Here is a 24422-nt window from a genome sequence, read left to right as displayed (position 1 = left end):
ATGGCGGGGCACAGGCCGGCGGACTGGCACGTCCTGGACTTGGACAAGGACCCGACGCCGGGTGGTCCGCAGAGGGTGCGCTCGCTTGCGAAGCAGTTGCACGACTTCGCCGACGATGTCTCCGACGCGCTGCGTCTGGTCAAGGGTATGGCGGGTGAGGGCACGCTCCTGGAGTGGGCGGGCAAGTCCGCGGACGTGTTCAAGGAGGACTTCGCGGATGTCCCGAAGAACCTCAAGAAGCTGAAGAGGTCGTACGAGATGTGCGGTGACGCGCTCTCGGACTTCTGGCCGAAGCTGGAGCGGGCCCAGTCCCTGGCCGACAAGGCGCTGGTCAAGGGCCGTGAGGCGCGCGACAACCTCTCCTCGGCCCAGTCGAAGCTGACCTCTGCCGATTCCTGGGTCACCCGGGCCGGCAAGGAGGCGGACAAGTACAAGGACGACCCCACCGGCAGCAAGTCGGACGCGGACAAGCCGGACGAGGCGAAGGTCCGCGCCGCCACCCGCGATGTCCAGCACGCCAAGTCGGCCCAGTCCAAGGCCCAGTCGGACGTCTCCGACGCCCAGGATGCCCTGGCGGCGGCGAAGAAGATGGCCGCGGACGCCCGCACAATGCGCGACGAGGCGGCCCGTGAGGCGAAGTCGAAGATCGACGAGGCCTCGGACGCGGGCATTCAGAACCGCTCGTGGTGGGAGGAGGTCGGCGACTGGTTCACCGACAACTGGGACACCATCGTCGCGGTCTGCAAGGTCGTCGTCGCGGTCGTCGGCATCGTGGCGATGATCATCGGCGGTCCGATCCTGGGCGCGATCGTGCTGATCGCGGGGCTCGTGGTGCTGGCCGACTCGCTCTACAAATATTCCAAGGGACAGGCGTCCCTATGGGACGTGGGCCTGGCGGCCCTGGACTGCATACCCGGCATGAAGGGCCTGACCACGCTCGGCGGCCTGGCCAAGGGCCTCAAGGGCGTCAAGGCGATGCGCCTGAAAGGGGTGGCCAACGCTGTAAGGGGCCTCGCCAAGAACGGCCGGGCGGTTGTCGCGGACGGCGCGAAGGGCGCGTACGACCGGGTCAAGTCCTTGTTCAAGCGTTGCGGTGACCCGGTCGATCCGGCAACTGGCTACATGTTCATGGAGCAGACCGACATCACGTTGCCTGGAACGCTCCCCCTCGCCTTCAAGCGTCACGTGTCCTCGGGCTACCACAGCGGCTGGTGGTTCGGTCCCGGTTGGGCCTCCACTATTGATCAACGCCTGGAGGTCGATGAACATGGAATCGTGTTCGTCACCGAGGACGGCATGCTGCTCACGTATCCGCATCCGGAAGGGGCGGGGGACACGGTGCTGCCAGGTTCGGGCCCGCGCTGGCCGCTGGTGGGCACGGACCAAGGCGGTTACCAGATCACTGACCCGAGTACGGGCCACAGCCGTCATTTTTCTTCGCCTGCTGACGGGTTGGCGTTGCTGGAGCGGATAGTTGACCGCAATGGCAACACGATCACGTTCGATTACGACTCCGAGGGTGTACCCATTGGGATTCGTCACTCGGGCGGCTACTGCCTAGCGCTCACTGTCGAGGAGCACCGTGTCACTGCCCTGCAGCTGGTCGCCGCCGCCGAAGACGGCTCGGGTTCGGATCTCACGATCAAGCGCTATGGCTACGCCGATGGCAATCTCGCCCAGATAATCGACTCCTCTGGCCAGCCGACGCAGTTCACTTATGACGAACGCCTTCGCATCACGTCGTGGGAGGACACGAACCAGTCTCGCTACCACTACGCCTACGACTACCAGGATCGCTGCGTGGAGCAGGGCGGCGAGGCCGGGCACCTTGCCAATACCTTCACCTACGACGGTATCGATTCCGCCTGGCCCGACTGTCGTATCACCAAGGTTTCCCCGGCTGATGGCTCCACCTCCAGCTTTGCCATCAACGACGCGTGCTTGGTCGTCGGAGAGGTCGACCCACTGGGTTACGTCACCCGCCATACTTTCGACGATCACAACCAGTTGCGCGCTCGGACTGATGCGCTGGGCCATACGACGGGTTTTACGTGGGACGAGGACGGAAACCTCCTTGTCGTCCAGCACGCCGACGGCGCACGTACGGTCATGGGCTACAACAGTTTCGGCCAACCGGTCGAAGTCGTGGAGCCCGGTGGCGCCCGCTGGTGCTACACCTATGACGATCGAGGAAACCACCTCACGACACTCACTCCGGAATCGGCGCTTAGTCGATTCTCCTACGATGACTACGGTCGGCGGACTGCGATCACGGATCCGCTCGGCAGCACCGCGGTGGTCGAGTGCGACGGGGCTGGCCTGCCGATCAAGGTCACGGATCCGGCAGGTGGCATTACCCGATATGAGAGGGACGGTTTCGGGCGCCCTGCCAAGGTGACTGATCCGGTGGGAGCTACGACGCACCTGGACTGGACGGTTGAAGGAAGGATCTCCCGTCGAGTGGCACCAGACGGTAGCACCGAGTCGTGGACGTACGACGGAGAAGGAAACTGCACTACCTATACCGATGCCATTGGCGGTGTGACCACCTGTGAGTACACGCACTTTGATCTACTGACCGCCCGTACGGCACCGGACGGCACGCGATACAGCTTCGAGCACGACTCAGAACTCCGGCTCAGCAAGGTCACCGATCCGCTCGGCATGCAGTGGACGTATCAGTACGACCACAGCGGTCGCCTGATGGCAGAGACCGACTTCGACGGCCGTACGCACACCTACGCCCATGACGCGGCCGGCGGGCTGGCGGTCTGGACGACCCCTTCTGGCCAGACGATCCGTTACGAGCGAGATGTGCTCGGACGCGCGGTGTCGAAGGACCTTGCGGGCACAGTAACCACCTACGCGTATGACGAGGCAGGCGATCTGGTCGAGGCCTGCGGTCCTGACGCGGTACTCACCCTGGAACGGGACCGAGAGAGGCGGGTGACTGCGGAAACCGTCAATTACCGGACAACGAGGTACACCTACGACGCGGCGGGGCGTCGTACGGGCCGTACCACACCGTCTGGTGCGGTGAGCAATTGGTCGTACGATGCCGTAGGTAACCGCTCCGGCCTAGCGACTTCCGGTCGGTTCCTGAGTTTCACGCACGACGCAGCGGGCCGGGAACTGTCTCGCCGTATAGGCGAAAACCTCAGGCTCGAACAAGGCTTTGACTCCATGGGCCGTCTGACCCGACAGGAACTTGTCGGCTTGGACGACTCTCGTGTTCAAAGCCGTACCTACACCTACCGCGCTGATGGGTACCTCGTCGGCACTACCGATCAGCTGAGCGGAACTCGTCACTTCGACTTGGATGCTGTCGGCAGGGTCACTGGTGTTCGTGCCGCCGGGTGGACCGAGTCCTACGCGTATGACGCGGCAGGCAATCAGACCCGAGCGTCGTGGCCTACGGGGATGCCGGGCCAGGAAGCCATCGGCCCGCGTAGCTACGTTGGCACACGCATCCACCGCGCAGGGGGGATTCGCTATGAGCACGATGATGCGGGGCGTATCGCACTACGTCAGAAGACCCGTCTCTCCCGCAAGCCGGACACCTGGCGCTACACCTGGGACGCCGAGGACCGGCTTACGTCCGTTGTCACTCCTGACGGCACGCGCTGGCGATACCTATACGATCCGCTCGGCCGGCGCATAGCGAAGCAACGCCTGTCCGCGACTGGTGGGCTCGTAGCCGAACAAGTGAACTTCACCTGGGACGGAAACACTCTGTGCGAGCAGACCAGTCTCTCTGCCGGTGATGATGAAGCGATCACGCTCACGTGGGACCACGACGGCCTGCGCCCGCTGACGCAGACCGAACGCAAGACGACCGTCGATGCCGATACGACACAGCTGGAGGTCGACCGTCGCTTCTACGCCATCGTCACTGATCTCGTCGGTACTCCTACCGAACTCCTCGACGAACAGGGCGAAATAGCCTGGCGCACGCGTACAACTCTGTGGGGTTGCACTGCTTGGAACCGTGGAGCTGTCGCCTACACTCCGCTCCGATATCCGGGTCAATACCACGACCCCGAAACTGGTCTCCACTACAATCACTTTCGCCACTACGACCCGGAAACCGCTCGATATCTCACCCCCGATCCGCTTGGCCTCGCCCCTTCCCCGAATCCCGTCACCTATGTCCACAATCCTCATACCTGGGCCGATCCACTCGGTCTGACTCCATGCAAGGAAGAAGAAATTCTTCCGGAGGGCTACACGTCATCTCCGGCGCTGGAGAAGGACCCCTACCACCCGGATATGGTCCAGAAGCGGCGGGCCGAAAACGAGGAACTCTACGCCGCGACTCCGGCGGATCGAGCTGCTGAGCTCGGGTACAGGAGAAGAATCTCGCCTCAGAAGGCCCCCTTTCATTCCCACGGGCAAGAAGTCTTCTTCAACGGGAAGAACTACATTACGCCGGACGTGGACGGCCACAACGTCTCTGACGGGTGGAAGATGTTCAACAAGAAGGGGCAGAGGGTTGGCACGTATGACGCAGACCTCAACTACATCAAGAAGTGACGCCTTCTCCATTCAGGTGGTGTCCGTTCCCTCGCAGGCAGAGGGTGAAGTCGGAAGTGGTGCCATTGGCCGTATCACGGTGCGGGATTTCGTAGAGGATTTTCCGATGGACCTAACCTATTGGAAGGTAGAACAATATCGCGCCAGTTGGGTCCGGTCTTTGAAGGCTCTAGAGCTCGGTGGTGATGCCGCATCGTGCCTCATTTCATCCATCACGAACCCGGAGACTAGTAACTTCATTTTCTGTTGGCCCCTCTACAAGTCAGGGGATATTGTCTACGTTCAGAACTCGATTATATTCCTTGGGGAACTCGAAGAGGAATTCGTTCCTGATGAGCCCTGGCGCTTTGTGGAACCGCGATCCACGGTTGACGAAGATGGGCATGAGATCTCTGAATGGCAGACGACTGCCGATGAAGTCAGAGAGTTTCTCCGTACGGTGGAGTCCTCCTGAGGTGCACGCTCTGCGAACATGTTTGGGGCACTGGGCGTTCGGGTGGTGATGTAAGTGAGTACCGATCAGGCACGTGATTGGTCCCCGCAGACCGAAGAGGTCCTGCGACGCGCGGGTTGGCGACCCGGCCGTTTCGTGCCGACGGACACCTGGGAGTCGATCCTGCGCGAGCGTGGGTCCTTCGTGGCCCATGAGGCCGCGCGTCGCTTCCTCTCCGAGTTCGGCGGTCTCGTGACGTACGGCTGGCCCGCCGATTCGATCGCCACCTCGTCGGCCATCCGGTTCGACCCGCTCGGGGCCCAATGGCAGGACGAGCGATTCGCCAGGGCGAGCCGGGAAGCGGGGGAGTCCCTCTATCCCATCGGCATGGCGGATGAGGGTGCCAGCTTCCTGGGCATCACCGAGAACGGGGCGCTCCATCTCCTGAGGGACCGCGTGGAGCCGCTGGCCACGTCCACCGACCAGGCGCTGGACCGCCTGGTGGCGGCGCAGGCGGCGCGGTCTGCCCTCTGGACACCCGGCGCGCCGGCGGCCGGGCACTCCTTCTGGACGCGGCTCGACACTGTCGAGACCGGTACGGACGCCGGGCAGCGCTGGCCCCTGGAGACGGACCGGGTGCTGCGGGCCGGCGGTTGGTTCCCGGGCCGGGCGGTTCCCACGGAGACCTGGGAGAGCATCCTTTTGCAGACTGGCGAGTTCGGGATCCACGGCGCGGCACGGCGCTTTCTGGCGGAGTTCGGAGCCGTCGGAGTGCCCTACCGGAAGCCCAGGGGCTCGATGCCGTGGACGCAGTTCTCGCTGGACCCGCTGCCGGCGATCTGGGACGGGGAGATCATCGACGACCTCGCCGAGCAGGCCGGCGTCGATCTGTACCCCATCGGTATGCGCGACCGCGGGAACCAGCACCTGGCCATGGCGGAGGACGGCTCGCTCTATGCCGGCATGGACAGCGTCTGGCTGTTGGCTCCCACACTCGACGAGGCGCTGCAGAGACTCACCGGGGTTTGACCTCCGTCACCCCCGGGGTATTCTCCTCGGCTCGATTGGCGCAGCCCCCGCCCCCTATGGCAGACTGTCCGAGTTGCTCGGTCGAGTGTTGATGCTGCGCGCCTCCCGCCGGGAGGACCGGAAGCGAGTCCCACAGTACTCGTCGCCCCAACTGCCATACGGCAGCGCTGAGGCGGACGTACGGGAATCTTTCGGGAAGTGTCAGTGCGGCGCCGGCCAGGCACCCGGTGGGCCTTTCGCCCCCGGCTCGCGGTTCCGGCAGGGCCGTGTGCAATCCCGCAGGGATGTTCGAACAAGGGGCATCCATGTCAGCGAGAGTGCGACACGCCCGACCGCGTGGGTCGGAGGAACGAAGGCAGCAGAAGGAATCCGCCGGGTTCCAGAGCGTTACGAGAGACAGGACTACTGAGTAGCCATGGCGGGACAGAAGATCCGCATCCGGCTCAAGGCCTACGACCACGAGGTCATCGACTCCTCGGCGAAGAAGATCGTCGAGACGGTGACCCGCACTGGTGCGTCGGTCGCGGGCCCGGTGCCGCTGCCCACTGAGAAGAACGTGTACTGCGTCATCAAGTCGCCGCACAAGTACAAGGACTCGCGCGAGCACTTCGAGATGCGCACGCACAAGCGCCTGATCGACATTCTCGACCCGACCCCCAAGACCGTTGACTCTCTGATGCGACTCGACCTCCCGGCCGGTGTCGACATCGAGATCAAGCTCTGAAGGCCGGTGATCTGAGAATGGCTAAGCAGATCAAGGGCATCCTGGGCGAGAAGCTCGGCATGACGCAGGTGTGGGACGCGAACAACCGTGTTGTTCCGGTCACCGTCGTCAAGGCCGGCCCCAACGTCGTCACCCAGGTCCGCACGAACGACGTCGACGGCTACGAGTCCGTCCAGATCGCGTTCGGCGAGATCGACCCGCGCAAGGTGAACAAGCCCCTCAAGGGCCACTTCGCCAAGGCCGACGTCACTCCCCGCCGCCACCTCGTCGAGATCCGTACCGCTGACGCCAGCGAGTACACCCTCGGCCAGGAGATCACCGCCGAGGTGTTCGAGGCCGGCCTCAAGGTCGACGTGACCGGCAAGAGCAAGGGCAAGGGCTTCGCCGGTGTCATGAAGCGTCACAACTTCCGTGGCCTCGGCGCCGGACACGGCACCCAGCGCAAGCACCGCTCCCCCGGTTCCATCGGTGGCTGCGCCACCCCGGGCCGCGTGTTCAAGGGCCTCCGCATGGCGGGTCGCATGGGCAACGAGCGGGTCACCACCCAGAACCTGACCGTCCACGCCGTTGACGCGGAGAAGGGTCTGCTGCTCATCAAGGGCGCGGTTCCCGGTCCGAACGGCGGCCTCGTCCTGGTCCGCACCGCGGCCAAGGGGGCCTGAGGTACCGATGAGCACTGTTGACATCCTTTCGCCTGCAGGCGAGAAGACCGGTAGCGTCGAGCTCCCCGCGGAGATCTTCGGCGTGGAGAAGATCAGCATCCCGCTGATCCACCAGGTCGTCGTCGCGCAGAACGCCGCTGCCCGCCAGGGCACGCACAAGACCAAGCGTCGCGGTGAAGTCCGTGGTGGCGGCAAGAAGCCGTACCGCCAGAAGGGCACCGGTCGCGCCCGTCAGGGCTCGACCCGCGCGCCGCAGTTCGCCGGTGGTGGCGTCGTGCACGGTCCCGTGCCGCGCGACTACTCGCAGCGGACCCCGAAGAAGATGAAGGCTGCCGCTCTGCGTCACGCCCTCACCGACCGGGCCCGCCACAACCGCATCCACGTCGTCTCCGGCGTCATCGAGGGTGAGAACCCGTCGACGAAGGCCGCCAAGTCGCTGTTCGGCAAGATCTCGGAGCGCAAGAACCTGCTCCTGGTCGTCGACCGCGCCGATGAGGCCGCGTGGCTGTCCGCCCGTAACCTGCCCCAGGTCCACATCCTGGAGCCGGGCCAGCTGAACACGTACGACGTTCTCGTCTCGGACGACGTGGTCTTCACCCAGGCCGCCTTCGAGTCCTTCGTGTCCGGCCCGAAGGCCAATGACACCGAAGGGAGCGAGGCCTGATGGCTATCCGTCACCCCGCCATTGCCTCCAAGGCGGCGAAGAAGGCCAAGGCCGCGCGCGTCGCCAAGGCGCGCCGCCACGCCGCCGAGGGCAAGAACACCGTCGAGACCCCGCTGAGCAAGTCCTTCACGGACCCCCGTGACGTGCTGCTCAAGCCGGTTGTCTCGGAGAAGAGCTACGCGCTCCTCGACGAGGGCAAGTACACGTTCGTCGTCGACCCGAGCGCCAACAAGACCCAGATCAAGCAGGCCGTCCAGGCGGTCTTCTCGGTCAAGGTCACCGGGGTCAACACGATCAACCGCCAGGGCAAGCGCAAGCGGACCCGCACCGGCTTCGGCCAGCGCGCGTCCACCAAGCGCGCGATCGTGACCCTCGCTGAGGGCGACCGTATCGACATCTTCGGCGGTCCGACCGCCTGAGGGCGGTCCGGATCGTCCGATATCGGACGAGGACTGAGAAATGGGAATCCGCAAGTACAAGCCGACTACGCCGGGCCGTCGCGGCTCCAGCGTCGCCGACTTCGTCGAGGTCACGCGGTCCACGCCGGAGAAGTCGTTGGTCCGCCCCCTGCACAGCAAGGGTGGCCGTAACAACTCCGGTCGTGTGACCGTCCGCCACCAGGGCGGTGGCCACAAGCGCGCCTACCGCGTGATCGACTTCCGTCGTCACGACAAGGACGGCGTGCCGGCGAAGGTCGCGCACATCGAGTACGACCCCAACCGCACCGCGCGCATCGCGCTCCTGCACTACGCGGACGGCGAGAAGCGCTACATCCTCGCGCCGCGTGGCCTGAGCCAGGGCGACCGCGTCGAGAACGGTCCCGGGGCCGACATCAAGCCGGGCAACAACCTTGCCCTGCGCAACATCCCGGTCGGTACGACGCTGCACGCCATCGAGCTGCGTCCCGGCGGCGGTGCGAAGTTCGCCCGCTCCGCCGGCGCCTCGGTGCAGCTGCTCGCGAAGGAGGGCTCGATGGCCCACCTCCGCATGCCGTCCGGTGAGATCCGCCTGGTCGACCAGCGCTGCCGCGCCACGGTCGGCGAGGTGGGCAACGCCGAGCAGAGCAACATCAACTGGGGTAAGGCGGGCCGTAAGCGCTGGCTGGGCGTTCGCCCGACCGTGCGTGGTGTGGTCATGAACCCGGTGGACCACCCGCACGGTGGTGGCGAAGGCCGTACCTCGGGTGGTCGTCACCCGGTGTCCCCCTGGGGCAAGAAGGAAGGCCGTACTCGTTCGCCCAAGAAGGCGTCGAACAAGTACATCGTCCGCCGCCGCAAGACGAACAAGAAGCGCTAAGGACGGGTTGAGATGCCTCGTAGCTTGAAGAAGGGGCCCTTCGTCGACGACCACCTGATCAAGAAGGTGGACGCACAGAACGAAGCCGGCACCAAGAACGTCATCAAGACCTGGTCCCGTCGCTCCATGATCGTGCCGGCCATGCTCGGCCACACGCTCGCGGTGCACAACGGCAAGACCCACATTCCGGTGTTTGTCACCGAGTCGATGGTCGGCCACAAGCTCGGCGAGTTCTCGCCGACGCGCACCTTCCGGGGTCACGTCAAGGACGACCGGAAGTCGAAGCGCCGCTAAGCGCGGGGTGGAATGACCATGACAGACACTGGAAGGACAACCATGGAAGCCAGGGCCCAGGCGCGGTACATCCGCGTCACGCCCATGAAGGCCCGCCGCGTGGTGGACCTCATCCGTGGCCTGAACGCCACGGAGGCTCAGGCGGTCCTGCGTTTCGCCCCGCAGGCCGCGAGCCAGCCGGTCGGCAAGGTGCTGGACAGCGCCATTGCCAACGCCGCGCACAACTACGACCACACCGATGTCGACAGCCTCTTCGTCTCCGAGGCCTACGTCGACGAGGGCCCGACCCTGAAGCGGTTCCGTCCGCGCGCCCAGGGCCGTGCCTACCGGATCCGCAAGCGGACCAGCCACATCACCGTGGTCGTCAGCAGCAAGGAAGGAACCCGGTAATGGGCCAGAAGGTAAACCCGCACGGGTTCCGGCTCGGTGTCACGACCGACTTCAAGTCGCGTTGGTACGCCGACAAGCTGTACAAGGACTACGTCAAGGAAGACGTCGCCATCCGTCGGATGATGACGTCCGGCATGGAGCGCGCCGGCATCTCGAAGGTGGAGATCGAGCGCACCCGTGACCGTGTGCGTGTGGACATCCACACCGCGCGTCCCGGCATCGTCATCGGCCGCCGTGGCGCCGAGGCCGACCGCATCCGCGGTGACCTCGAGAAGCTCACGGGCAAGCAGGTCCAGCTGAACATCCTCGAGGTCAAGAGCCCCGAGACCGACGCTCAGCTGGTTGCCCAGGCCGTCGCCGAGCAGCTCTCCTCCCGCGTCTCCTTCCGTCGCGCCATGCGCAAGAGCATGCAGGGCACGATGAAGGCCGGCGCCAAGGGCATCAAGATCCAGTGCGGTGGCCGCCTCGGTGGCGCCGAGATGTCCCGCTCGGAGTTCTACCGCGAGGGCCGTGTGCCCCTGCACACCCTCCGCGCGAACGTGGACTACGGCTTCTTCGAGGCCAAGACGACCTTCGGCCGCATCGGTGTGAAGGTCTGGATCTACAAGGGCGACGTCAAGAACATCGCCGAGGTCCGCGCCGAGAACGCTGCTGCCCGTGCGGGTAACCGCCCGGCCCGCGGCGGTGCCGACCGCCCGGCCCGTGGTGGCCGCGGTGGCGAGCGGCGCGGTCGCAAGCCGCAGCAGGCTGCCGGCGCCGAGGCCCCCAAGGCCGAGGCTCCCGCGTCCGCCGCTCCGGCTGAGAGCACCGGAACGGAGGCCTGACCGACATGCTGATCCCCCGTAGGGTCAAGCACCGCAAGCAGCACCACCCCAAGCGCAACGGCATGTCCAAGGGTGGCACGCAGGTTGCGTTCGGCGAGTACGGCATTCAGGCCCTGACCCCGGCTTACGTGACGAACCGGCAGATCGAGGCAGCTCGTATCGCCATGACCCGTCACATCAAGCGTGGCGGCAAGGTCTGGATCAACATCTACCCGGACCGTCCCCTCACGAAGAAGCCCGCCGAGACCCGCATGGGTTCCGGTAAGGGTTCTCCGGAGTGGTGGATCGCCAACGTCAAGCCCGGACGCGTGATGTTCGAGCTGTCGTACCCCAACGAGAAGATCGCGCGCGAGGCCCTGACCCGTGCGGCTCACAAGCTGCCGATGAAGTGCAAGATCGTCAAGCGCGAGGCAGGTGAAGCGTGATGTCGGCCGGTACCAAGGCGTCCGAGCTGCGCGAGCTGGGCAACGAGGAGCTGCTCAACAAGCTCCGCGAGGCCAAGGAAGAGCTGTTCAACCTCCGCTTCCAGGCGGCGACGGGTCAGCTCGAGAACCACGGCCGGCTGAAGGCCGTCCGTAAGGACATCGCGCGGATCTACACCCTGATGCGTGAGCGCGAGCTGGGCATCGAGACGGTGGAGAGCGCCTGATGAGTGAGAGCAACGTGACTGAGCAGACTGCAGAGGCCCGCGGCTTCCGCAAGACCCGCGAGGGTCTCGTCGTCAGCGACAAGATGGACAAGACCGTCGTCGTCGCCGTCGAGGACCGCGTCAAGCACGCGCTGTACGGCAAGGTCATCCGCCGTACCAACAAGCTCAAGGCGCACGACGAGCAGAACGCCGCGGGTGTCGGCGACCGTGTCCTCCTCATGGAGACCCGGCCGCTGTCCGCGACGAAGCGCTGGCGCGTCGTCGAGATCCTCGAGAAGGCCAAGTAATCCCTCCTAGGGGGACCCCCTAGGAATAGTTCCGCCAGGCTCGGCAGGGGCCGACCTCGCAAGAGGAGAGCCCCTGCCGGGAACCGGCAGACAACCAGGAGATAGACGTGATCCAGCAGGAGTCGCGACTGCGTGTCGCCGACAACACGGGTGCGAAGGAAATCCTCTGCATCCGTGTGCTCGGTGGCTCCGGTCGCCGCTACGCGGGTATCGGTGACGTCATCGTCGCCACCGTCAAGGACGCGATCCCCGGCGGCAACGTGAAGAAGGGTGACGTCATCAAGGCGGTCATCGTTCGCACCGTCAAGGAGCGCCGCCGTCCCGACGGCTCGTACATCCGCTTCGACGAGAACGCCGCTGTCATTCTGAAGAACGACGGCGACCCTCGTGGCACCCGTATCTTCGGCCCGGTCGGCCGTGAGCTGCGCGAGAAGAAGTTCATGAAGATCATCTCCCTCGCGCCGGAGGTGCTGTGAGCATGAAGATCAAGAAGGGCGACCTGGTCCAGGTCATCACCGGTAAGGACAAGGGCAAGCAGGGCAAGGTCATTGCCGCTTACCCGCGCGACGAGCGTGTCCTGGTCGAGGGTGTCAACCGGGTCAAGAAGCACACCAAGGCAGGTCCGACGGCTCGCGGTTCGCAGGCCGGCGGCATCGTCACCACCGAAGCGCCGATCCACGTCTCCAACGTCCAGCTGGTCGTGGAGAAGGACGGCAACAAGGTCGTGACCCGCGTCGGTTACCGCTTCGACGACGAAGGCAACAAGATCCGCGTTGCCAAGCGGACGGGTGAGGACATCTGATGACGACCACCACCAGCCCGCGTCTGAAGCAGAAGTACCGTGAGGAGATCACGGGCAAGCTGCGTGACGAGTTCAAGTACGAGAACGTCATGCAGATCCCCGGTCTCGTCAAGATCGTGGTCAACATGGGTGTGGGCGACGCCGCCCGCGACTCCAAGCTGATCGAGGGTGCCATCAAGGACCTCACCACGATCACCGGTCAGAAGCCGGCCGTCACCAAGGCCCGCAAGTCCATCGCGCAGTTCAAGCTGCGTGAGGGCCAGCCGATCGGTGCCCACGTCACGCTCCGTGGCGACCGCATGTGGGAGTTCCTGGACCGCACCCTGTCGCTCGCGCTGCCGCGCATCCGCGACTTCCGCGGCCTGTCCCCCAAGCAGTTCGACGGCCGTGGCAACTACACCTTCGGTCTCACGGAGCAGGTCATGTTCCACGAGATCGACCAGGACAAGATCGACCGCACCCGGGGTATGGACATCACCGTGGTGACCACGGCGACCAACGACGCTGAGGGCCGCGCGCTCCTTCGTCACCTCGGCTTCCCCTTCAAGGAGGCGTGAGCGAGATGGCGAAGAAGGCTCTGATCGCGAAGGCTGCTCGCAAGCCCAAGTTCGGTGTGCGTGGCTACACCCGCTGCCAGCGCTGTGGCCGCCCGCACTCCGTGTACCGCAAGTTCGGCCTGTGCCGCGTGTGCCTTCGTGAGATGGCTCACCGTGGCGAGCTGCCGGGCGTGACCAAGAGCTCCTGGTAATCCCCCTTTTAGGGATTAGCAGGGCTCTCGGTAAGCAATGGGCGTGTCAGGCGCCCTCCCCTTCATGGCTTAGGCTTGGAGGGTTGGGCGCCTGACGGTCGCCCGTACGACTTACTACGCCGTAGGTCCACCGCGCCGCACCCGTCCCGTCTCGGATCGGGGAGAGGGATGGCGCACCAGGAAACCCCGGCGAGAGAGGCCGAAGGCCAATTCATGACCATGACTGATCCGATCGCAGACATGCTGACGCGTCTGCGGAACGCGAACTCGGCATACCACGACTCCGTGACGATGCCGGCGTCGAAGATCAAGTCGCACATCGCGGAGATCCTCCAGCAGGAGGGCTTCATCACGGGCTGGAAGGTCGAGGACGCCGAGGTCGGCAAGAACCTCGTCCTGGAGCTGAAGTTCGGCCCCAACCGTGAGCGCTCCATCGCGGGCATCAAGCGGATCTCCAAGCCCGGTCTCCGGGTGTACGCGAAGTCCACCAACCTGCCGAAGGTTCTGGGCGGCCTGGGCGTGGCCATCATCTCCACGTCCCACGGTCTCCTGACCGGCCAGCAGGCGCAGAAGAAGGGCGTGGGTGGGGAAGTCCTCGCCTACGTCTGGTAATTCGGGAACGGAGGAGAGACAGCAATGTCGCGTATCGGCAAGCTCCCCATCCCGGTTCCCGCCGGCGTGGACGTCACCATCGACGGCCGTACGGTCGCGGTCAAGGGCCCCAAGGGCGAACTGACCCACACCGTCATCGCGCCGATCGACATCGCCAAGGCCGAGGACGGCACCCTTCAGGTGCTCCGGCCCAACGACGAGCGGCAGAGCAAGGCCCTGCACGGCCTGTCCCGCACGCTGGTGGCGAACATGATCACCGGTGTGACCCAGGGATACGTCAAGAAGCTCGAAATCAGCGGTGTCGGCTACCGTGTCCTGGCCAAGGGCTCCAACCTGGAGTTCTCTCTGGGCTACAGCCACCCGATCCTGGTCGAGGCCCCCGAGGGCATCACCTTCAAGGTGGAGTCCCCGACCCGTTTCTCGGTCGAGGGCATCGACAAGCAGAAGGTCGGCGAGGTTGCGGCCAACATCCGCAAGCTGCGCAGGCCCGACCCGTACAAGGCCAAGGGCGTCAAGTACGAGGGCGAAGTCATCCGCCGCAAGGTCGGAAAGGCGGGTAAGTAAGCCATGGCATACGGACAGAAGATCCTTAAGGGCGACGCCTACAAGCGCGCCGCGATCAAGCGCCGCCACATCCGGATCCGTAAGAACATCAACGGAACGGCGGAGCGTCCGCGTCTGGTCGTTACCCGCTCGAACCGCCACATCGTGGCCCAGGTGATCGACGACATCAAGGGTCACACCCTTGCGTCGGCGTCCACCCTGGACACCTCGATCCGCGGTGGCGAGGGCGACAAGTCCGCGCAGGCCAAGCAGGTCGGCGCCCTGGTCGCCGAGCGCGCCAAGGCCGCCGGTGTCGAGGCCGTCGTGTTCGACCGTGGTGGTAACCAGTACGCGGGGCGCATCGCCGCCCTGGCGGACGCCGCCCGCGAGGCCGGGCTCAAGTTCTGAGCCGGTTCCGTAGCTAGCGGAAACAGAGAGAGGTAATTCCAATGGCTGGACCCCAGCGCCGCGGTGGCGGTGCCGGTGGCGGCGAGCGGCGGGACCGGAAGGGCCGTGACGGCGGCGCTGCTGCCGCCGAGAAGACCGCGTACGTTGAGCGCGTTGTCGCGATCAACCGCGTCGCCAAGGTTGTGAAGGGTGGTCGTCGCTTCAGCTTCACCGCGCTGGTCGTGGTGGGCGACGGTGACGGCACCGTGGGTGTCGGTTACGGCAAGGCCAAGGAGGTGCCGGCCGCCATCGCCAAGGGCGTTGAGGAGGCCAAGAAGCACTTCTTCAAGGTCCCCCGTATCCAGGGCACCATCCCGCACCCCATCCAGGGTGAGAAGGCTGCCGGCGTCGTGCTGCTCAAGCCCGCGTCGCCCGGTACCGGTGTTATCGCCGGTGGTCCGGTGCGTGCCGTGCTCGAGTGCGCCGGTATCCACGACGTGCTGTCGAAGTCGCTCGGCTCCGACAACGCGATCAACATCGTGCACGCGACCGTGGAGGCCCTCCGTGGCCTGCAGCGTCCCGAGGAGATCGCGGCCCGCCGTGGTCTGCCCCTCGAGGACGTCGCCCCCGCGGCTCTTCTCCGTGCGCGTGCCGGGGCGGGTGCGTAATCATGGCGCAGCTCAAGATTACGCAGGTCAAGTCCTACATCGGCAGCAAGCAGAACCACCGTGACACCCTGCGTTCCCTTGGTCTCAAGGGCATCAACACGCAGGTCGTCAAGGAGGACCGCCCCGAGTTCCGCGGCATGGTGCACACCGTCCGCCACCTCGTGACGGTCGAGGAGGTCGACTGATCATGGCGGAGAACAACCCGCTCAAGATCCACAACCTCCGTCCCGCCCCGGGCGCCAAGACCGCCAAGACCCGTGTCGGTCGTGGTGAGGCGTCGAAGGGTAAGACGGCCGGTCGTGGTACCAAGGGTACGAAGGCCCGTTACCAGGTTCCGGAGCGCTTCGAGGGTGGCCAGATGCCCCTCCACATGCGTCTCCCGAAGCTGAAGGGCTTCAAGAACCCCTTCAAGACGGAGTACCAGGTCGTGAACCTGGACAAGCTCGCCTCCCTCTACCCCGAGGGTGGGGAGGTCACCGTTGCCGACCTGGTCGACAAGGGTGCCGTCCGCAAGAACAGCCTCGTCAAGGTCCTCGGCCAGGGCGAGCTCTCCGTGGCGCTGCAGGTGACGGTCGACGCCGTCTCCGGCTCCGCCAAGGAGAAGATCACCGCCGCCGGCGGTACGGTCACCGAGCTCGTCTGAACCACCGGTGCTGATCACCGAGGGTGGTGAGCACCAGGTCGTACGGGTCGTACCCAGCCCCACTCCGCTAGCCGGGGTGGGGCTGGGGCCGTTCTGTGGGTCGTTCGCCCCTGTGGCGGCGCCGGCCCCGGCATGAAGCCCGGCATCGCACGCATGCCTGCCGCCCAAGTCGGCCTCGAACTCCGGCAGTCGAGCCGACGCATGACGACAGGGCCCTGTCTCGTCATGGCACAGGGGGTGCTGCTGTGTCCAGATGATTCATGGTCGAAGAGCGGCGTCCGCGCGGCCCTGTATTTGGGTAGGCTGTGCTGTCGGCGCCCAGCGCCGTCCTGGCATGCCGTAATCTCGTTCCTCAGGCCATCAACCTCTCTTACCGTCCACCTCACGCGCGCACACGCGGGGGTCGCAGGAGGCACCGTGCTCACCGCGTTCGCCCGGGCGTTCAAGACGCCCGACCTGCGCAAGAAGTTGCTCTTCACGCTCGGCATCATTGTGATCTACCGGATCGGTACGCACGTACCGATCCCAGGCGTCGATTACCGGAACGTCCAGACCTGTATCGACCAGGCCGAGGCCAACCAGGGGATCTTCGGCCTGGTCAACATGTTCAGCGGCGGCGCGCTGCTGCAGATCACGATCTTCGCGCTGGGCATCATGCCGTACATCACGGCGAGCATCATCCTTCAGCTGCTGACCGTGGTGATCCCGCGCCTGGAAGCTCTCAAGAAGGAGGGGCAGTCCGGTACGGCGAAGATCACGCAGTACACCCGGTACCTGACTGTGGCGCTCGCCATCCTCCAGGGCACCGGCCTCGTCGCCACCGCCCGCAGTGGCGCGCTCTTCCAGAACTGCCCTGTGGCCAGCCAGATCGTCCCCGACCAGTCGATCTTCGTCACCGTCACCATGGTCATCACCATGACGGCCGGTACGGCGACCGTGATGTGGCTCGGTGAGCTCATCACCGACCGCGGCATCGGCAACGGCATGTCCATCCTGATGTTCATCTCGATCGCCGCGACCTTCCCGTCCGGGCTGTGGGCCATCAAGACGCAGGGCTCCCTGGCCGGCGGCTGGATCGAGTTCGGCATCGTGTGTGTCATCGGCCTGGTGATGATCGGCCTCGTCGTCTTCGTGGAGCAGGCCCAGCGGCGTATCCCGGTGCAGTACGCGAAGCGCATGATCGGCCGGAGGTCCTACGGCGGCACGTCGACGTACATTCCGCTGAAGGTCAACCAGGCGGGCATCATCCCTGTGATCTTCGCCTCGTCGCTGCTCTACATCCCGGCACTGATCGCACAGTTCGCCGGTGGCAGCGCCGACTGGAAGACCTGGATCGAGCAGAACCTCGCGAAGCCGAGTGCTCCGGCGCACATCAGCCTCTACTTCCTCCTGATCGTTTTCTTCGCCTTCTTCTACGTGGCCATCTCGTTCAACCCCGAGGAAGTCGCGGACAACATGAAGAAGTATGGTGGCTTCATCCCGGGCATCCGGGCTGGCCGACCGACCGCTGAGTACCTGTCGTACGTGCTCAACCGGATCACCTGGCCGGGTTCGCTGTACCTGGGGTTGATCGCTCTCGTGCCGACGATGGCGTTGGCTGGTTTCAAGGCAGACCAGAACTTCCCGTTCGGCGGGACCAGCATCCTGATCATCGTGGGTGTCGGCCTCGAAACGGTGAAGCAGATCGAGAGCCAGCTTCAGCAGCGCAATTACGAAGGGTTCCTCCGCTGATGCGTATCGTCCTCGTCGGGCCGCCGGGCGCCGGTAAGGGAACGCAGGCCGCGTTCCTCGCCAAGAACCTGTCGATCCCGCACATCTCCACGGGCGACCTGTTCCGGGCCAACATCAGCCAGAAGACGGAACTCGGCAAACTGGCGAAGTCCTACATCGACGCGGGCAACCTGGTGCCCGACGAGGTCACCATCGCCATGGCGAAGGACCGCATGGAGCAGCCGGACGCCGAGAACGGTTTCCTGCTGGACGGCTTCCCCCGCAATGTCTCGCAGGCCGAGGCGCTCGACGAGCTGCTGGAGACCGAGACCATGCAGCTCGACGCGGTGCTGGACCTGGAGGTCCCCGAGGACGAGGTCGTCAAGCGGATCGCCGGCCGCCGTGTCTGCCGCAACGAGTCGGCGCATGTCTTCCACGTGACGTACAAGCCGCCGGCCAAGGAAGGCGTCTGCGACATCTGCGGCGGCGAGCTGTACCAGCGGGGCGACGACTCCGAGGAGACCGTCCGTAAGCGGCTGGAGGTCTACCACACGCAGACCGAGCCGATCATCGACTACTACAAGGCCCAGGGTCTGGTGGTCACGATCTCCGCGCTCGGCAAGGTGGACGACGTCACGACGCGGGCCATGTCGGCGCTGTCCGGTTCATAACAGCTTGAAAAGAAAGGCAGCGGTCCCCGGAGGGGGCCGCTGCCTTTCTTCTTTGGGACCCCCGAAAGTGCTCTGCCGAGGAGGTATGGCCATCAAGCTCGAACAGGTGCCACGGTCCGACGATTCCACCGAGCGGGAGCAGCCGTCGCTGCTCCGCCGCAGGAGTCGCAGCCTGGCGGTCGCCGCGGTCGTCGTGGTCGCCGCAGTCATCGGGGTGTCGTTGGCCCTGACGAGCGGTGGCCCGGAAGGGCAGTCCGAGGCATCGGACGTGGAGGCCCGTCCGGACCAGTCCCCGCCGCGCGAGCTGATAGCCGCGGGGCAGGTCGCCGTCTCGGCGCACTACACGAGGAAGCTCGTGCGGCAGCCGGACGGGGATGCGGTGAACGCGCGTGAGTGGAGTCTGTACAACGCCGCGACCAAGCGGTACGAGAAGACCGACTGGGGCTGGCTCGATGTCGCTCCCGGGATGAAGACGGCCGCGGTGCTGGAGGGCGATCTGCCCGTCAAACGCATCGGCCTGTTGAGTCTGTCCACGGGCAAGGTCCAGCGCTGGATCAAGGTCGACAAGGGCGTCGGCGGTGTGCAGTTCTCGCCGGACGGCGAGCGCCTGGTGGCGACGACGTACGGCCACAACCCGGACGGCCTCTTCAAGGACGCGCCGGTGCGTGTGCAGGACGGGTCGGAAGATGGCGATGGTCAGGAGATGCCGGGGCCGAAGCAGAGCCGTACCGGCTTCTATGTCATCGATGTCGACTCCGGCCGGGCGGCATTCAGTGAGCGGCCGGCCAAGAAGGACAGTCTCGCGGCCATGGCCGGCACCGGGCGTCAGGACTTCAGCTGGAGCCGTGACGGCGAGACGCTGTGGGAGCAGAGGCTCGACCGGCCGGGCAGGAACTACTACGACGTGGACGGCAAGCTGAAGTCGCTTCCGCAGCAGAAGACCGATCTGATCTTTCCGCCGGTGATTACGTCCCCGGACGGAAAACTTGCGACGGGCGGCTTCGCGGGGGGCAAGGACGGCCAGATCGTTTCCGCGGTTCTGGACGCGAAGACCGGAAAGCAGAGCGCGGTCGTACCCGGACAGCAGCTTCTCGCGTGGGCGGACGACACCCACCTCATCGCCTGGCGATGCGACCCCAGCCAGTGCGAACCCGGCAAGGGCGAGTTCCGCAACCAGCTGGTCCTGGTCGGCCTGGACGACGACAAGGTGACACCGCTCTCGGGCTTCCGTAAAGCCCAAGAGGACTACGTCGGCCGCTGGACCCCGGTCTTCACCGAGCGCTGACCCTCTCTGCGGTCCCAGGCGGAGGTGCGCCTGGGACCGGCCACACCAAGAGCTCCGGCCGGTGCAGACGAATCGATCGATCGTCTGCACCGGCCGGAGCTTCTGAGCAGATGTGCGGCGTGTGCACGCACTGTCACGCTGTCGAGGTCACCGTGGAGACCTCACACCTCTCGGTGCCGAACGGGCCTACTCGTCGAAGTACCAGTTCGAGCGGACGCAGGAGCCGCTGCCGTTCCAGCAGATGGCCAGGCCGTGCGAGATGTTGCCTATCATGTCGTAGTCATTGTCGGACCGGTCGCAGCCGGCGTCTCCGCCGTCCTCTTCCTTAATGACATAGACCAGGCCGGTGCCAGTGCTGTTGAGTCGCTCCAGGTACCCCGTGACGCCGTGGCCGTCAGCCAGCTTGTCGCAGACCGTGATGTCGTCACCGTCGTCGTTGAACGTCACCGTGCCCCGGTTGCTGTACCAGAGGGGCCCCTCGTCGCCGGCCAGGGCGGGCGAGGCCGCGGTGAGGCCGAGCAGGGTGACGGCGGCACCGGCCACGGCCACGCGGGACAGAGCTCTCTTGATCACTTGTTACCCCCGTTTTTGAGGACCGGGTATCCGGTCCGGGTTGTATGGAAGTGCATGGAGCTGAGTGCTGGCACCCGACATCGCCAGGTGGGCAACTGCGAGGCTAGAGTGGCCAGTTGGGTTCGTCAACGGCTTTTGTTGCTGAGGGTGCAGGTGTGACTCCGCCACGGTGACCCCGGCGGGCCGACCGGAGGCCGGTCGCGCGGCCCGTATCGTTGATGGCGTTCGTACTCGCTGAAGGTCCAGAAAGGCCGTAGCCCCATGGTGCAGATCAAGAGCCCCGAGCAGATCGCCAAAATGCGCGAGGCGGGCCTGGTCGTCGCCGCCATCCACGCGGCGACCCGCGAAGCCGCCGTGCCGGGGGCCACCACGAAGGATCTGGACCAGGCCGCCCGCAAGGTCCTCGCCGAGCACAACGCCAAGCCGAACTTCCTCGGCTACGGCGGCTTCCCGGCGACGATCTGCACGTCCGTGAACGAGGTCGTCGTCCACGGCATCCCGTCCGACGACGTCGTCCTCAAGGACGGGGACGTCATCTCCATCGACTGCGGCGCGATCATCGACGGCTGGCACGGCGACGCCGCCTACACGGCCTTCGTCGGCTCCGGCCACTCCCCGGAGCTGGTCGAGCTCTCCCGGGTGACCGAGGAGTCGATGTGGGCCGGCATCGCGGCCATGAAGCAGGGCAACCGGCTGGTCGACATCTCCCGGGCCGTCGAGACGTACATCCGCCGCCAGCCCAAGCCCGGCGGCGGCAAGTACGGGATCATCGAGGACTACGGCGGCCACGGCATCGGCACCGAGATGCACATGGACCCGCACCTGCTGAACTACGTCGACCGGCGGCGCGGCAAGGGTCCGAAGCTGGTGCCCGGCTTCTGCCTCGCGATCGAGCCGATGGTCTCTCTGGGGACGCCGAAGACGGAGGTCCTCGAGGACGACTGGACCGTCATCACGACGGACGGTACGTGGTCGTCGCACTGGGAGCACTCGGTGGCTTTGACCGAGGAGGGGCCGTTGGTGCTGACGTCTCCCGACGGGGGGAAGGCGAAGCTTGCCGAGCTGGGGATTGTGGCCGCTCCGGATCCGTTGGGCTGAGCGCGTTCCGGGGTGGGTGGTCCCGGCGTTCGGCGGCTGCGGGTGCGTTGTGGCTTGTCGCGCAGTTCCCCGCGCCCCTTTCGGGGCGCTTAAAGATCTGTCCGTTGGGGCAGACTGCCTCGATTCGTGTTTCTGAGGGCCCTGTCGTAGACTGACTCGTCGGCTCTGGTGTACCCGCATGCCTGCATGCGCCCGCACGGAGTCGATCAAGGTAGTCGATTCGAAGGGCGAAGCGTGGCCAAGAAGCAAGGTGCCATCGAGATCGAGGGCACTGTCGTCGAGTCTCTTCCGAACGCCATGTTCAAGGTCGAGCTCCAGAACGGCCACCAGGTCCTGGCACACATCAGCGGCAAGATGCGCATGCACTACATCCGCATCCTCCCTGACGACCGGGTCGTGGTGGAGCTGTCTCCGTACGACCTCACGCGTGGCCGGATCGTCTACCGCTACAAGTAGATCTTGCCCCGCATCTCGCCTCGGCGAGGTGGTGGCACTGACCCGGAGAACCTCACTAATGAAGGTCAAGCCGAGCGTCAAGAAGATCTGCGACAAGTGCAGGGTGATCCGCCGTCACGGCCGGGTCATGATCATCTGCGACAACCCGCGCCACAAGCAGCGCCAGGGCTGATCGACAGCGGATCGCACCCTCTGCATCCATCGCAGGGACTTCGCGCGACGCGAGCTGAATATGTTCATACGCAGGACCCGGGCGGACGATGTTCGCCTGACACCCCTGGTTCGGAGGCCGGGGACCCAGTTCGTACCTCATACGGCGGCTGGGAGTCGGTTCTGTGGAAGACCTCCGACAAGTAACTGGAGCCATTGAATGGCACGCGTTTCCGGTGTCGACATCCCGCGCGAAAAGCGCGTGGAGGTCGCCCTCACCTACGTGTTCGGCATCGGCCGGACCCTCGCGCAGCAGACGCTGGCCGCTACCGGCGTCGACCCGAACACCCGCGTCCGCGACCTCTCCGAGGAGCAGCTCGTCGCGATCCGCGAGTTCGTGGACAACAACATCAGGACCGAGGGTGACCTCCGTCGTGAGATCCAGGCCGACATCCGCCGCAAGGTCGAGATCGGCTGCTACCAGGGTCTGCGTCACCGCCGCGGCCTGCCCGTCCGCGGTCAGCGCACCAGCACCAACGCCCGCACCCGCAAGGGCCCGCGTCGCGCCATCGCCGGCAAGAAGAAGCCGGGCAAGAAGTAGTCCGCAGCGGACGCCTGTCCACGGTCTTCGCTGTAGGACCGACCACCTCCCGTAGGAGTTAAGAGATGCCCCCCAAGGGACGTCAGGGCGCTGCCAAGAAGGTGCGCCGCAAGGAAAAGAAGAACGTCGCTCACGGCCACGCGCACATCAAGAGCACGTTCAACAACACGATCGTCTCGATCACGGACCCCTCGGGCAACGTGATCTCCTGGGCCTCCGCCGGCCACGTCGGCTTCAAGGGCTCGCGCAAGTCGACGCCGTTCGCCGCGCAGATGGCCGCCGAGTCGGCTGCCCGCCGCGCCCAGGAGCACGGCATGCGCAAGGTCGACGTCTTCGTCAAGGGCCCGGGCTCCGGTCGTGAGACCGCGATCCGCTCCCTGCAGGCGACCGGCCTCGAGGTCGGCTCGATCCAGGACGTCACGCCGACCCCGCACAACGGCTGCCGTCCGCCCAAGCGCCGCCGCGTCTGATCTTTCGCAGATCGCAGACGCAGGCCGCTTGGTCTGAGGATTTCGGGCGGTATGGCTCTTCGGGGCCATATCGCCCGTACCCTTGCACGTAACACCATCAGGCTTCGCCTGGTGACTCAGGGCGTCAAATAGCGGGCGCCCCTGACAGAAGGATCACAACATGCTGATCGCTCAGCGTCCCTCGTTGACCGAAGAGGTCGTCGACGAATTCCGCTCCCGGTTCGTGATCGAGCCGCTGGAGCCGGGCTTCGGCTACACCCTCGGCAACTCCCTGCGCCGGACCCTGCTGTCCTCGATCCCGGGTGCGGCGGTCACGTCCATCCGCATCGACGGTGTCCTGCACGAGTTCACCACCGTGCCGGGCGTCAAGGAGGACGTCACCGACCTGATCCTCAACATCAAGCAGCTGGTCGTCTCCTCGGAGCACGACGAGCCGGTCGTGATGTACCTGCGCAAGCAGGGCCCGGGTCTGGTCACCGCCGCCGACATCGCGCCCCCGGCCGGTGTCGAGGTGCACAACCCCGACCTGGTCCTCGCCACGCTCAACGGCAAGGGCAAGCTGGAGATGGAGCTGACGGTCGAGCGTGGCCGCGGCTATGTCTCCGCCGTGCAGAACAAGCAGGTCGGCCAGGAGATCGGCCGGATCCCGGTCGACTCGATCTACTCGCCGGTGCTCAAGGTCACGTACAAGGTCGAGGCCACGCGTGTCGAGCAGCGGACCGACTTCGACAAGCTGATCGTCGACGTCGAGACCAAGCAGGCCATGCGTCCGCGTGACGCCATGGCGTCGGCCGGCAAGACCCTGGTCGAGCTGTTCGGTCTGGCCCGTGAGCTCAACATCGACGCCGAGGGCATCGACATGGGTCCGTCCCCGACGGACGCCGCCCTGGCCGCCGATCTGGCGCTGCCGATCGAGGAGCTCGAGCTCACCGTTCGGTCGTACAACTGCCTCAAGCGTGAGGGCATCCACTCCGTGGGTGAGCTCGTCGCGCGTTCCGAGGCGGACCTGCTCGACATTCGCAACTTCGGTGCGAAGTCGATCGACGAGGTCAAGGCCAAGCTCGCGGGTATGGGGCTTGCGCTGAAGGACTCGCCTCCCGGATTCGACCCGACCGCCGCCGCGGACGCCTTCGGTGCGGACGACGACGCGGACGCCGGGTTCGTGGAGACCGAGCAGTACTGATCGCCCCGCGGGGAGGCCGTACTGCGTCTGCGGGCCG

Annotated in this window: 34 protein-coding genes; 33 read left to right on the top strand and 1 reads right to left on the bottom strand. The window is 65.5% G+C overall.

The window, feature by feature from the left end:
- From NNW99_RS14280 to NNW99_RS14150, 27 genes are all read left to right on the top strand, one after another.
- Window positions 1-4533, top strand: coding sequence for a DUF6531 domain-containing protein (locus NNW99_RS14280; protein ID WP_215119446.1), 4533 nt, complete (start codon window positions 1-3; stop codon window positions 4531-4533).
- Window positions 4502-4987: a hypothetical protein gene (locus tag NNW99_RS14275; RefSeq protein WP_251057791.1), complete on the top strand. Its 486-nt coding sequence runs from the start codon at window positions 4502-4504 to the stop codon at window positions 4985-4987. The genes NNW99_RS14280 and NNW99_RS14275 overlap by 32 nt, the downstream gene beginning before the upstream one ends.
- Window positions 4988-5041: 54 nt before the next feature.
- Window positions 5042-5995, top strand: a complete 954-nt coding sequence (locus NNW99_RS14270) for an SUKH-3 domain-containing protein (RefSeq protein WP_215119445.1) — start codon at window positions 5042-5044, stop codon at window positions 5993-5995.
- A 415-nt stretch (window positions 5996-6410) separates the two neighbouring features.
- Complete coding sequence (gene rpsJ, locus NNW99_RS14265; protein ID WP_003948644.1) at window positions 6411-6719, top strand: 30S ribosomal protein S10; 309 nt, start codon at window positions 6411-6413, stop codon at window positions 6717-6719.
- Between the two features lie 17 nt (window positions 6720-6736).
- The gene (gene rplC, locus NNW99_RS14260; protein ID WP_215119440.1) at window positions 6737-7381 is read left to right on the top strand and encodes a 50S ribosomal protein L3; all 645 of its coding nucleotides are present in this window, start codon (window positions 6737-6739) and stop codon (window positions 7379-7381) included.
- A gap of 7 nt (window positions 7382-7388) precedes the next feature.
- Complete coding sequence (rplD, locus tag NNW99_RS14255; protein WP_189728748.1) at window positions 7389-8045, top strand: 50S ribosomal protein L4; 657 nt, start codon at window positions 7389-7391, stop codon at window positions 8043-8045.
- Entirely contained in the window at window positions 8045-8464 is a 420-nt protein-coding gene (gene rplW / locus NNW99_RS14250; RefSeq protein ID WP_031105224.1) for a 50S ribosomal protein L23, read from the top strand. Before rplD ends, rplW begins: the two co-directional genes overlap by 1 nt.
- A gap of 40 nt (window positions 8465-8504) precedes the next feature.
- Window positions 8505-9341 carry a 50S ribosomal protein L2 gene (gene rplB / locus NNW99_RS14245; RefSeq protein WP_031141294.1) on the top strand — a complete coding sequence of 279 codons (837 nt, stop codon included), beginning with the start codon at window positions 8505-8507 and terminating at the stop codon, window positions 9339-9341.
- A gap of 12 nt (window positions 9342-9353) precedes the next feature.
- Entirely contained in the window at window positions 9354-9635 is a 282-nt protein-coding gene (rpsS, locus tag NNW99_RS14240; RefSeq protein ID WP_003992359.1) for a 30S ribosomal protein S19, read from the top strand.
- A gap of 42 nt (window positions 9636-9677) precedes the next feature.
- Window positions 9678-10025, top strand: a complete 348-nt coding sequence (gene rplV, locus NNW99_RS14235) for a 50S ribosomal protein L22 (protein ID WP_030839668.1) — start codon at window positions 9678-9680, stop codon at window positions 10023-10025.
- The gene (rpsC, locus tag NNW99_RS14230; protein WP_184591448.1) at window positions 10025-10849 is read left to right on the top strand and encodes a 30S ribosomal protein S3; all 825 of its coding nucleotides are present in this window, start codon (window positions 10025-10027) and stop codon (window positions 10847-10849) included. The genes rplV and rpsC overlap by 1 nt, the downstream gene beginning before the upstream one ends.
- 5 nt (window positions 10850-10854) lie before the next feature.
- Window positions 10855-11274: a 50S ribosomal protein L16 gene (rplP, locus tag NNW99_RS14225; protein WP_003992362.1), complete on the top strand. Its 420-nt coding sequence runs from the start codon at window positions 10855-10857 to the stop codon at window positions 11272-11274.
- Window positions 11274-11498: a 50S ribosomal protein L29 gene (rpmC, locus tag NNW99_RS14220; RefSeq protein WP_010036720.1), complete on the top strand. Its 225-nt coding sequence runs from the start codon at window positions 11274-11276 to the stop codon at window positions 11496-11498. Before rplP ends, rpmC begins: the two co-directional genes overlap by 1 nt.
- Complete coding sequence (rpsQ, locus tag NNW99_RS14215; RefSeq protein WP_003992363.1) at window positions 11498-11785, top strand: 30S ribosomal protein S17; 288 nt, start codon at window positions 11498-11500, stop codon at window positions 11783-11785. Before rpmC ends, rpsQ begins: the two co-directional genes overlap by 1 nt.
- Before the next feature lie 107 nt (window positions 11786-11892).
- Window positions 11893-12261, top strand: coding sequence for a 50S ribosomal protein L14 (rplN, locus tag NNW99_RS14210; protein ID WP_003992364.1), 369 nt, complete (start codon window positions 11893-11895; stop codon window positions 12259-12261).
- A gap of 2 nt (window positions 12262-12263) precedes the next feature.
- Window positions 12264-12587 carry a 50S ribosomal protein L24 gene (gene rplX / locus NNW99_RS14205; protein ID WP_053674523.1) on the top strand — a complete coding sequence of 108 codons (324 nt, stop codon included), beginning with the start codon at window positions 12264-12266 and terminating at the stop codon, window positions 12585-12587.
- Window positions 12587-13144, top strand: coding sequence for a 50S ribosomal protein L5 (gene rplE / locus NNW99_RS14200; RefSeq protein WP_003992366.1), 558 nt, complete (start codon window positions 12587-12589; stop codon window positions 13142-13144). The genes rplX and rplE overlap by 1 nt, the downstream gene beginning before the upstream one ends.
- Before the next feature lie 5 nt (window positions 13145-13149).
- A complete protein-coding gene (locus NNW99_RS14195; RefSeq protein WP_003948630.1) occupies window positions 13150-13335 on the top strand; it encodes a type Z 30S ribosomal protein S14 in 186 nt (61 codons plus the stop codon).
- A gap of 213 nt (window positions 13336-13548) precedes the next feature.
- On the top strand, window positions 13549-13947 hold the full coding sequence (gene rpsH / locus NNW99_RS14190; RefSeq protein ID WP_104789270.1) for a 30S ribosomal protein S8: 399 nt from the start codon (window positions 13549-13551) through the stop codon (window positions 13945-13947).
- Between the two features lie 24 nt (window positions 13948-13971).
- Window positions 13972-14511, top strand: a complete 540-nt coding sequence (gene rplF, locus NNW99_RS14185; RefSeq protein WP_215119438.1) for a 50S ribosomal protein L6 — start codon at window positions 13972-13974, stop codon at window positions 14509-14511.
- A 3-nt stretch (window positions 14512-14514) separates the two neighbouring features.
- The gene (gene rplR, locus NNW99_RS14180) at window positions 14515-14898 is read left to right on the top strand and encodes a 50S ribosomal protein L18 (RefSeq protein WP_030930487.1); all 384 of its coding nucleotides are present in this window, start codon (window positions 14515-14517) and stop codon (window positions 14896-14898) included.
- 41 nt (window positions 14899-14939) lie between these two features.
- Entirely contained in the window at window positions 14940-15545 is a 606-nt protein-coding gene (rpsE, locus tag NNW99_RS14175) for a 30S ribosomal protein S5 (RefSeq protein ID WP_164332815.1), read from the top strand.
- 2 nt (window positions 15546-15547) lie between these two features.
- A complete protein-coding gene (gene rpmD / locus NNW99_RS14170) occupies window positions 15548-15730 on the top strand; it encodes a 50S ribosomal protein L30 (protein WP_003974250.1) in 183 nt (60 codons plus the stop codon).
- Window positions 15731-15732: 2 nt separating this feature from the next.
- Window positions 15733-16188 carry a 50S ribosomal protein L15 gene (gene rplO, locus NNW99_RS14165; RefSeq protein ID WP_215119437.1) on the top strand — a complete coding sequence of 152 codons (456 nt, stop codon included), beginning with the start codon at window positions 15733-15735 and terminating at the stop codon, window positions 16186-16188.
- Window positions 16189-16605: 417 nt separating this feature from the next.
- Complete coding sequence (secY, locus tag NNW99_RS14160) at window positions 16606-17919, top strand: preprotein translocase subunit SecY (RefSeq protein WP_215119436.1); 1314 nt, start codon at window positions 16606-16608, stop codon at window positions 17917-17919.
- Window positions 17919-18569 carry an adenylate kinase gene (locus NNW99_RS14155; RefSeq protein WP_215119435.1) on the top strand — a complete coding sequence of 217 codons (651 nt, stop codon included), beginning with the start codon at window positions 17919-17921 and terminating at the stop codon, window positions 18567-18569. Before secY ends, NNW99_RS14155 begins: the two co-directional genes overlap by 1 nt.
- A gap of 85 nt (window positions 18570-18654) precedes the next feature.
- Window positions 18655-19854, top strand: coding sequence for a hypothetical protein (locus tag NNW99_RS14150; RefSeq protein WP_251057789.1), 1200 nt, complete (start codon window positions 18655-18657; stop codon window positions 19852-19854).
- A 186-nt stretch (window positions 19855-20040) separates the two neighbouring features.
- Here NNW99_RS14150 and NNW99_RS14145 read toward each other — a convergent pair whose 3' ends face one another.
- A complete protein-coding gene (locus NNW99_RS14145) occupies window positions 20041-20427 on the bottom strand; it encodes a hypothetical protein (protein WP_215119429.1) in 387 nt (128 codons plus the stop codon).
- Between the two features lie 261 nt (window positions 20428-20688).
- Here NNW99_RS14145 and map point away from each other — a divergent pair, with 261 nt between their 5' ends.
- From map to NNW99_RS14115, 6 genes are all read left to right on the top strand, one after another.
- Complete coding sequence (gene map, locus NNW99_RS14140; RefSeq protein ID WP_215119428.1) at window positions 20689-21525, top strand: type I methionyl aminopeptidase; 837 nt, start codon at window positions 20689-20691, stop codon at window positions 21523-21525.
- A gap of 234 nt (window positions 21526-21759) precedes the next feature.
- Complete coding sequence (gene infA / locus NNW99_RS14135; RefSeq protein WP_003948620.1) at window positions 21760-21981, top strand: translation initiation factor IF-1; 222 nt, start codon at window positions 21760-21762, stop codon at window positions 21979-21981.
- Between the two features lie 58 nt (window positions 21982-22039).
- Window positions 22040-22153: a 50S ribosomal protein L36 gene (rpmJ, locus tag NNW99_RS14130; RefSeq protein WP_003948619.1), complete on the top strand. Its 114-nt coding sequence runs from the start codon at window positions 22040-22042 to the stop codon at window positions 22151-22153.
- 198 nt (window positions 22154-22351) lie between these two features.
- Window positions 22352-22732 carry a 30S ribosomal protein S13 gene (gene rpsM / locus NNW99_RS14125; protein ID WP_189728755.1) on the top strand — a complete coding sequence of 127 codons (381 nt, stop codon included), beginning with the start codon at window positions 22352-22354 and terminating at the stop codon, window positions 22730-22732.
- Between the two features lie 65 nt (window positions 22733-22797).
- A complete protein-coding gene (gene rpsK / locus NNW99_RS14120) occupies window positions 22798-23202 on the top strand; it encodes a 30S ribosomal protein S11 (RefSeq protein ID WP_003956432.1) in 405 nt (134 codons plus the stop codon).
- 160 nt (window positions 23203-23362) lie between these two features.
- Complete coding sequence (locus NNW99_RS14115) at window positions 23363-24385, top strand: DNA-directed RNA polymerase subunit alpha (RefSeq protein WP_003966937.1); 1023 nt, start codon at window positions 23363-23365, stop codon at window positions 24383-24385.
- Window positions 24386-24422: the final 37 nt, after the last annotated feature.

The sequence above is a fragment of the Streptomyces sp. CRCS-T-1 genome, from assembly GCF_024442335.1.
In the GTDB taxonomy this organism is placed as follows: Bacteria; Actinomycetota; Actinomycetes; order Streptomycetales; family Streptomycetaceae; genus Streptomyces; species Streptomyces koelreuteriae.
This window is presented reverse-complemented; position numbering and strand designations above follow the sequence as displayed.

What these genes read in the sequence shown, in the direction of transcription:
- NNW99_RS14280 (WP_215119446.1), top strand. Translation starts at nt 1, where the DNA reads ATGGCGGGGCACAGGCCGGCGGACTGGCACGTCCTGGACTTGGACAAG.
- NNW99_RS14275 (WP_251057791.1), top strand. Translation starts at nt 4,502, where the DNA reads ATGACGCAGACCTCAACTACATCAAGAAGTGACGCCTTCTCCATTCAG.
- rpsJ (WP_003948644.1), top strand. Translation starts at nt 6,411, where the DNA reads ATGGCGGGACAGAAGATCCGCATCCGGCTCAAGGCCTACGACCACGAG.
- rplC (WP_215119440.1), top strand. Translation starts at nt 6,737, where the DNA reads ATGGCTAAGCAGATCAAGGGCATCCTGGGCGAGAAGCTCGGCATGACG.
- rplD (WP_189728748.1), top strand. Translation starts at nt 7,389, where the DNA reads ATGAGCACTGTTGACATCCTTTCGCCTGCAGGCGAGAAGACCGGTAGC.
- rplW (WP_031105224.1), top strand. Translation starts at nt 8,045, where the DNA reads ATGGCTATCCGTCACCCCGCCATTGCCTCCAAGGCGGCGAAGAAGGCC.
- rplB (WP_031141294.1), top strand. Translation starts at nt 8,505, where the DNA reads ATGGGAATCCGCAAGTACAAGCCGACTACGCCGGGCCGTCGCGGCTCC.
- rpsS (WP_003992359.1), top strand. Translation starts at nt 9,354, where the DNA reads ATGCCTCGTAGCTTGAAGAAGGGGCCCTTCGTCGACGACCACCTGATC.
- rplV (WP_030839668.1), top strand. Translation starts at nt 9,678, where the DNA reads ATGGAAGCCAGGGCCCAGGCGCGGTACATCCGCGTCACGCCCATGAAG.
- rpsC (WP_184591448.1), top strand. Translation starts at nt 10,025, where the DNA reads ATGGGCCAGAAGGTAAACCCGCACGGGTTCCGGCTCGGTGTCACGACC.
- rplP (WP_003992362.1), top strand. Translation starts at nt 10,855, where the DNA reads ATGCTGATCCCCCGTAGGGTCAAGCACCGCAAGCAGCACCACCCCAAG.
- rpmC (WP_010036720.1), top strand. Translation starts at nt 11,274, where the DNA reads ATGTCGGCCGGTACCAAGGCGTCCGAGCTGCGCGAGCTGGGCAACGAG.
- rpsQ (WP_003992363.1), top strand. Translation starts at nt 11,498, where the DNA reads ATGAGTGAGAGCAACGTGACTGAGCAGACTGCAGAGGCCCGCGGCTTC.
- rplX (WP_053674523.1), top strand. Translation starts at nt 12,264, where the DNA reads ATGAAGATCAAGAAGGGCGACCTGGTCCAGGTCATCACCGGTAAGGAC.
- rplE (WP_003992366.1), top strand. Translation starts at nt 12,587, where the DNA reads ATGACGACCACCACCAGCCCGCGTCTGAAGCAGAAGTACCGTGAGGAG.
- NNW99_RS14195 (WP_003948630.1), top strand. Translation starts at nt 13,150, where the DNA reads ATGGCGAAGAAGGCTCTGATCGCGAAGGCTGCTCGCAAGCCCAAGTTC.
- rpsH (WP_104789270.1), top strand. Translation starts at nt 13,549, where the DNA reads ATGACCATGACTGATCCGATCGCAGACATGCTGACGCGTCTGCGGAAC.
- rplF (WP_215119438.1), top strand. Translation starts at nt 13,972, where the DNA reads ATGTCGCGTATCGGCAAGCTCCCCATCCCGGTTCCCGCCGGCGTGGAC.
- rplR (WP_030930487.1), top strand. Translation starts at nt 14,515, where the DNA reads ATGGCATACGGACAGAAGATCCTTAAGGGCGACGCCTACAAGCGCGCC.
- rpsE (WP_164332815.1), top strand. Translation starts at nt 14,940, where the DNA reads ATGGCTGGACCCCAGCGCCGCGGTGGCGGTGCCGGTGGCGGCGAGCGG.
- rpmD (WP_003974250.1), top strand. Translation starts at nt 15,548, where the DNA reads ATGGCGCAGCTCAAGATTACGCAGGTCAAGTCCTACATCGGCAGCAAG.
- rplO (WP_215119437.1), top strand. Translation starts at nt 15,733, where the DNA reads ATGGCGGAGAACAACCCGCTCAAGATCCACAACCTCCGTCCCGCCCCG.
- NNW99_RS14155 (WP_215119435.1), top strand. Translation starts at nt 17,919, where the DNA reads ATGCGTATCGTCCTCGTCGGGCCGCCGGGCGCCGGTAAGGGAACGCAG.
- NNW99_RS14150 (WP_251057789.1), top strand. Translation starts at nt 18,655, where the DNA reads ATGGCCATCAAGCTCGAACAGGTGCCACGGTCCGACGATTCCACCGAG.
- map (WP_215119428.1), top strand. Translation starts at nt 20,689, where the DNA reads ATGGTGCAGATCAAGAGCCCCGAGCAGATCGCCAAAATGCGCGAGGCG.
- rpmJ (WP_003948619.1), top strand. Translation starts at nt 22,040, where the DNA reads ATGAAGGTCAAGCCGAGCGTCAAGAAGATCTGCGACAAGTGCAGGGTG.
- rpsM (WP_189728755.1), top strand. Translation starts at nt 22,352, where the DNA reads ATGGCACGCGTTTCCGGTGTCGACATCCCGCGCGAAAAGCGCGTGGAG.
- rpsK (WP_003956432.1), top strand. Translation starts at nt 22,798, where the DNA reads ATGCCCCCCAAGGGACGTCAGGGCGCTGCCAAGAAGGTGCGCCGCAAG.
- NNW99_RS14115 (WP_003966937.1), top strand. Translation starts at nt 23,363, where the DNA reads ATGCTGATCGCTCAGCGTCCCTCGTTGACCGAAGAGGTCGTCGACGAA.